Consider the following 7,030-nt stretch of genomic DNA (forward strand, 5'->3'; position numbering starts at 1 on the left):
AGTGTCTCACACAAGAGAAAAAATATACTCGAGAACACAGTACATTCAGAGACTACAAAGCAATTTGCACAAAGAATGGAGACAAAAGGAGCAGACGGTTTTACAATGCCGCAAAGATATTTTGGAGCATTACGTAACTGTAATGCAACATATAATGATATGTTAGATAAATCTAAATCGAGCCATACTGAAAAAGTTGCCAATGAAAGAACAAAAAATAGTTAAAGAACAAGGTGATGTATGTTCCATAGAGCAAAATTTTGCTCTATGGAACATACTGCTTTACTAGCCCCTGGTAACTTTGATATAGTTGCCTTATTTAACGTCTATAAAAATTTATAAATGGCAACCTTGAGTGTAAGAGAAGCTTTATGCACAGCAATCAGAGAAGAAATGCAAAATGACTCTGATGTGTTTATCATGGGGGAAGAAGTCGCAGAATATGACGGGACTTCGAAGAAACGAAAGGATTGCTGAAAGAGTTTGGAGAAAATAGGGTGTTGATACACCTATTACCGAACATGGATTTGCTGGCCTTGCTGTTGGAGCAGCATTTACTGGGCTCAGGCCAATTTTTGAGTTTCTTTTTCTTCTTTGTCTTCACCTTGTCCCACGCTAGGTGGGGTTGGCGATAACTTCCTCCTCCATACCATGTAGTTTTGGCGGATATTTTACAGCCGGATATTTTACGCCCTTCCTGACGCCAACCGGTTTAAAGCCGTAACACGCTCTCCAAAGGATTCATGACAAATCGCTAAGGAAAGCTTCTTGAGGAGAGGACTTTTAATTTTTCTATGCAGGCTATCGATCAAATTGTGAATTCTGCAGCAAAAACAAATTATATGTCAGGTGGACAACTTGGATGCCCTATATTATTTCGTGGACCAAATGGCGCTGCAGCAAGAGTTGCTGCACAACACTCTCAATGCTTTGTATCTTGGTATTCGCATGTACCAGGATTAAAAGTAATAGCCTCTTATTTTGCTTCCGATAGATAGGCAAGGCTGCTGTTATACGAGAAGGAAAGGATGTAACTATCGCTGCTTTCTCACTAAAATTAATGGATGCTTTAAATGCAGCAGATTTACTCTCTAGTAAAGATATAGAAGTTGAAGTTATTGACCTGAGAACCTTAAGGCCACTTGACACTGAAACTGTTATTAACTCTATCAAATGAATACTAATAGATTGGTCAGCGTGGAAGTGTGTTGGCCATTTGCAGGAATCGGCGCAGAGCTTTCGGCTGCGGTTATGGAGCAGGGATTTGACTATTTTTATGCTCCAGTTGTACGCGTAACAGGTAAGGATGTTCCTTTACCCTATGCGGAAAACTTGGATAAAAAAGCATTACTGCAAGTGGAAGACATAGTTGAAGCTGTGCACCTGGTTTGCTTTAGAAAAAATAGATCTCCTGTATAACCCGCTTTCGATAATATTATCTCATAGTCAGGGATATAATGTTGTCTTAGAAAGAAGATCTTTCCAGATGAAAGCAAAACTCAATACATTTTTAATATTTTTATAGAAAATATTAGAATGGTTATGTATCCATTTTTCTAATGGCTATTTTTAGATGCTTAATGCTCCTTTTTATCATTTCTTGCACATGCCTACCTATTCAGGGATATAATAAAGGCCTTATCAAAGTAGACGACAAAGATCATCATGATATAAGTGAGCACCTAAAGCTATGTAAGGACAGAATGTCTCTTTCGGGAAGCGACAAACCAGCAGTACCAGAAATTGTGCCTTTGCCCATAAAGTTTCCTGATCTTACAGCCAGTAGTCAGCTTATTTCGATTAATATTAGTGAAGAAGTGCCAGTAAAGGATTATCGAATTGAGATAAGAAAACTTTCTGGCATTAACTTGAATATAGATCCAAAAATATAAGGTAATATCATTTTAAAGTTGAAAGATAAAAATATAAATGAAGTAATTCAGAGCATAGCTGATAGCGCCAAACTGCGTTGCTCAAGTAATGGTGTGATTGGAATTGAGCAGGATTTACCATATGCACAAAACTATTACGTAGATTTCATCAATATTCAACACTCTGCTCAAAGTAGCTTTGTTGTTAATAACAACATTACTAGTACTAATGCTGATAAGGATTACAATAGCGTTATGAAATCTCAATATACCAGTGATTTGTGGAATTCATTGGAAAAGGGTTTGAAAAGGGAATGCAATAATGGATGTCAATGGTGTAGATGATGGAGAATTTCTTTCGTCTAATAGAGAATCTGGTGTTATTATTTTAAATGCTAGAAAAAATATCCATAGAGCTGTCGAAGAATATATTAATAAGGTTAAGCAGTTAGCGTCTTCTCAAGTAATGATAGAAGCAAAGATAATTGAAGTTGTATTAGGCGACAAATACCTTTCTGGTATCAACTTAAATGACTTGCGCGATGAAATCAAATCTGCAATGAATCAAGATAATTCCATTATTAATATAGCAATGAACTTTGGCGTGGGTGATCTAGGGAATTTAGTAGAAAAGTTTAGACAATAAAAAAATTTGGCACTTCAACTGTGATTTCAAGCCCTAGAGTACATGCCATAAATAATCAGCAAGCGACGATTTCTTTCACTAAAAATCACGTTGATTTTGCCTCTGATATACAAAAAAACTCCAATCATACCTTAGTTACCAAAATGAATAGTGTTCCAAAAGGGGTTGTGTTAATAATCCATCCCAGCATTAATATTGATACTAGTTAGATATTTATGGATATACACCCAATTTTATCAAGAATTAACGGCTATGCCAAAGATCCAAATATAGAGTACATCGCGCAGCAGAGTAAAACAAAACTGAATAGTAACATTCCAATTATTGAAATTAGGGAAATGAACTCTATGTTAAAAATCAAGAATGGTGAAGTTATGGTAATTGGCGGACTTATAGAGCATAGAGAAGATAAGCAAAGCTTATTGCATCAGAAGTCTAAAGGCTAGCGGATAATATGAGAACGGTAGAAACCGTCATTTTTTAAAAGCAACAATTGTACCAAAGCTTGGTTTGTTAGATAAAAAGGACGAGAATTTATATATATTAGCTAAAAACTGAACATAAACCGATTTCAATATTATGAGTTGATATGTCATCTGCAAAGGGTATTGGAATGCTGAAGTAACGATAACCAAGGGAAGCTCTAACTTCCGGAATTATTGAATAATTAACACCAAGTTTTACTTGATAGGCAAACCAAGGAACATTCAATGGCATTGAATTTTTAGGTGACCCATTAACCTTTTTTAATCCAAAAACTGTCGGTCCTATACCAAGACCGATATATGGAGCAAATTGTGTATCCTAATTACTAGGATTATAATAGAAGTTTAACAAAAATACGAATATATATACTGACTGATTTATCAAATACTGGTAGAGGGTTATCACTTTTAATATCGGCCCAAGAATACATAGTTTCAGAATCAATTCGACCATTTTCTCTAGCATAGTAACCTAAAGATATGCTGCTGAGTCACTGGAAATCAATTTTACCATCAAATTGATGTATACTCTTAATTTCATCCGCCACCATATTTTTTGCTATTGCACCATAACGGCTCTCAACTAAAGTGAGAACTCTTTCTCCGATTGCTTTTATGCCATTTATAAATGTCTCTGAGTTATTGTAATATGTCTTGCCACCGTTAGCGCTAACATAGAAATTAAGTATTTTATCTTCAACTGATATAACTTCTTTTTCATCATATTTTCTTGATTTATGGCATGCAAAATTTGTCTTCAAGCGTTAGATCTTCAACATCGCCTGCATTAGCCTGAGCGGAAAAGAAGCTAATACATAATATTAGCAATACATCAAAAACAGTAGATATTTTCAACATAGACAATTTTTTTCTCACATCAAGAAATTAAGAAACCAATTAAATAACCATTTTCCATTCCTATAACGTTAGCTTTTACAATGCCTTTAGCCTGAGCCTCTGATGAAAGCTTTATTAGTGCAAAATTTTCTGCCCTGCCAATATTATTCTGCTCAACTAAAACGTTTTGTTTAGTGCCGATCAAAGATTGATAAAAGTTATTAATCATTTCTTTACTTATTTCCCTCAAGTTTTTTACCCTTTCTTTACGCACATTCTCTGGCACTTGTGGTATTCGTGCAGCAGGCGTGTTCTTTCGCTTTGAATATGGAAAAGCATGTAGATAAACTATGTTTGCTTCTTTTAGTAAATCAACCGTATCTTGAAACATTTCGTCGGTTTCTGTTGGAAACCCAGCAATAATATCAGCACCAAATGCTATATCACTGGCCTCAAGCTCTTTACTTTATGACAAAATTCTATCACTTGTTCCCTGTTGTGACGACGCTTCATCCATTTAAGGATTAAATTATTACCAGATTGTAAACTTAAGTGCAAATGTGGCATAAATCTTGATTCGTTAACTATTAAATTCGTTAATTCATCGTCGATTTCAGCAACATCAACGGAAGAAAGCTTAAGTCTCTTCAATTCCGGTACATCCTTTAAAACTCTTCTAATCAGTGGACCAAGTGAAGTTTTGCCAAATAAATCTGTATCAAAATCAGTAATATCAACACCTGTAAACACTACTTCTTGGTAACCATTTGCAACGAAAATCTTGATTTGCTCTATAATATTGTTTATTGGTGCGGATCGGTTGTTTCCTCTTGCTTCAGTGATTGAGAAAATGTACAGCTATGATTACAGCCATTTTGAACTTCAATAAATGCTCTTGATTTATCTTCAAGCTTATTAATTAAAATAGGTTCTGATTTGCTAGCTTGATTATCACTGACTAATATTGTATTACTATTTAGCAAATAATTTTCAGTCTTTAGCTTATCTTGATTGCCCAGCATTTTACTTACACCAGGAATGTTACTGTGCGATTTAGGATCTAATTGAACAGTACAGCCAACTACAATAATTTCTTTACTTGGATCATTTTTATGAATCTTACGTATTCTTTGTTTCACCTGGCGTTCAGCTTTATTTGTTACTGCACAGCTATGTACTACAACAACATTTTCTCTCTCTGATTTTCTTAGTGCTTCTTTAATTAACTCACTTTCATACAAATTTAAACGACAGCCAAATGTTACTACTTCATTCATGCTAGACTTCAATCAATTTTATAATTTAATTATAATATCAAACATTCAAGTAAAGTCATGAAGCCTATTGCATAACCATTGTGCTAATAGATGGATGCAGTCCCTTTAGTGTCATCCAAGTACTGGGATCTCATTCCATTCATCCTTCTCCTGTTATCCCAGTGCCCCTCCTCCTGTCATACCGGTGCTCTTTATCTTGTCATCCCAGCCCTTCCATTCTTGTCATCCAAGTAGCCCCTTTGTTGTCATCTCAGTACTAGGATCCATAAAACTTAATTTTAGCTGCATAATAAATGCTAGGCTGGTCTTTTGAATTGCCTTAGCAATAAACATTAAGAACTAAGTGGAGAAAAAAGGCAAAAGAATCCCCGTGGGTGGCTAGTTATTTGTATTTAACTTTCAAACATGGCGTTCTCTTATACTAAACGTCAAATAACTGCGACTCAGTTGCCTTTGAAGTCTCAATTATAAACGTTAAGAATTTTACTAAACAGAAAAAAAGACAAAAGAAACCTAGGGCAGCTAGTTATTCACTATCATATTTATCAGTTGGCGTTTTTTAATCTTTTTAAGCGCCCAAATAGGCGCAATTTACAGCACTAGTCGATAATGTAGACAACAATGTAAAAGACATGAGGTGCACATAATGCAAAAAATTAAACATGAGACGCCAGATACATAAGTTTTGTTGTCGTTTAATCTGTACAGAGAAGATAAATAATTAGCTTCATTATTATTGTAGGGGGATTGGCGGGGGTTGTCAAGGAGTTTTTCCAACAAAAGTTTTTATGGCGCTGGTGTCAGGCAGTGAATCTGACTATGCAACCATTATGCTATTTTTAAAACACTATTCCATAACAAATACAACAGGCGTATGATCAGATGGATTTTCCAGCTTGCGTAGCCTGTCATCCATGTAGCACCTTTCTAACTTATCAATAGCCTGTGGCGATAATAGCATATAATCTATTCGCATTCCTTGGTTATTTCTGAGTGAATTACCCTGATAATGCCACCAAGTAAACTGCTGTAAATTCAGGTGGGATATCCTAAACGCGTCCTTAAACCCGAGATTTAGGATTGCTCTTAACTTCTCACGCTCTTTTATATAGAAGCACACTTGACCATTCAACAAAACTGGGTCAAAAGCGTCAATGTCATTCAGTGCAACATTTTAGAACTAATGAGCAGAATATCCTTGCTGTCTGTGAAGAAAAGAAAGCAACACCATCGATTTTACCACCCAACAACAAATTTTTGCACCTGTTAGTTAAATTCCTTTTGGTAATTGTCTTATAGAATGTAACTTCTATTACATCAAAACCCTCTTCAGATAATTTCTTCTTTAAATCACACGATACTTCTTGCGCCCTTAAATACAAAAACTTTATTTTTATTGAATAGTGATTTTTTATAAACGATATCAGCCCATCAACATTACTGTCTGCTGATACGATATCAGAAAATCCCGCGTCCTTTGCAGTTTGCATATTTGAATTACCAACTGTAATAATTGGAAGATCATCTACTTTGCACATTTGACTAAATGCTTTTACACTTTTCTTGCTTGTGGATATTATAACATCAAATTCACACGCAGATATATCAGGATGTAAATATTTTATCGTAAATACCGGTTCTATATATACTTTGTACCCACACTTTTTCAGCGTATTTCTTGTATTTAGTGAATCTGATAAAGGCCTCGTTAATAAGACTTCATTTTGATCTGCTTTGCTATAGGTAAAAATAATACCTTTATAAATAAATTAGTGAACAAAAATTTTTGAGCTATAGCATAGTAGGAGTACTTAGTACTTCTACTAGTTTAAAGTTCTCTAGTTTTCATTACTTTTTGTGAAGTATCTCCAGTTTTGAGAATGAATGTTAGTTCTTTTTCACCCGAAGTTACCT

At 35.0% G+C, this 7,030-nt stretch carries 1 protein-coding gene and 7 pseudogenes; 4 read left to right on the forward strand and 4 right to left on the reverse strand.

Features of this window, described 5'->3' with window-relative positions:
• The 4 genes and pseudogenes from HET73_RS05090 to HET73_RS05105 all read left to right on the forward strand — a co-directional run.
• On the forward strand, positions 1-225 hold a 225-nt coding region (locus HET73_RS05090), incomplete at its 5' end, for a hypothetical protein (protein ID WP_410543557.1).
• A 117-nt stretch (positions 226-342) separates the two neighbouring features.
• Positions 343-586: pseudogene (locus HET73_RS05095) on the forward strand (alpha-ketoacid dehydrogenase subunit beta); the annotation flags it as partial.
• A 178-nt stretch (positions 587-764) separates the two neighbouring features.
• Positions 765-1,419: pseudogene (locus HET73_RS05100) on the forward strand (transketolase C-terminal domain-containing protein); the annotation flags it as partial.
• Between the two features lie 308 nt (positions 1,420-1,727).
• A pseudogene (locus HET73_RS05105) lies at positions 1,728-3,075 on the forward strand (type II secretion system protein GspD); the annotation flags it as partial.
• Here the strand turns inward: HET73_RS05105 and HET73_RS05110 are convergent.
• From HET73_RS05110 to HET73_RS05125, 4 pseudogenes are all read right to left on the reverse strand, one after another.
• Positions 3,061-3,694: pseudogene (locus tag HET73_RS05110) on the reverse strand (P44/Msp2 family outer membrane protein); the annotation flags it as partial. The pseudogenes HET73_RS05105 and HET73_RS05110 sit on opposite strands and share 15 nt — an antisense overlap.
• 185 nt (positions 3,695-3,879) lie before the next feature.
• Positions 3,880-5,116 (reverse strand): annotated as a pseudogene (gene mtaB, locus HET73_RS05115) (tRNA (N(6)-L-threonylcarbamoyladenosine(37)-C(2))-methylthiotransferase MtaB).
• A gap of 847 nt (positions 5,117-5,963) precedes the next feature.
• A pseudogene (locus HET73_RS05120) lies at positions 5,964-6,290 on the reverse strand (exonuclease/endonuclease/phosphatase family protein); the annotation flags it as partial.
• A pseudogene (locus HET73_RS05125) lies at positions 6,289-6,867 on the reverse strand (uroporphyrinogen-III synthase); the annotation flags it as partial. The pseudogenes HET73_RS05120 and HET73_RS05125, both read right to left, overlap by 2 nt.
• Positions 6,868-7,030: the final 163 nt, after the last annotated feature.

Source organism: Wolbachia endosymbiont of Atemnus politus, assembly GCF_013309895.1.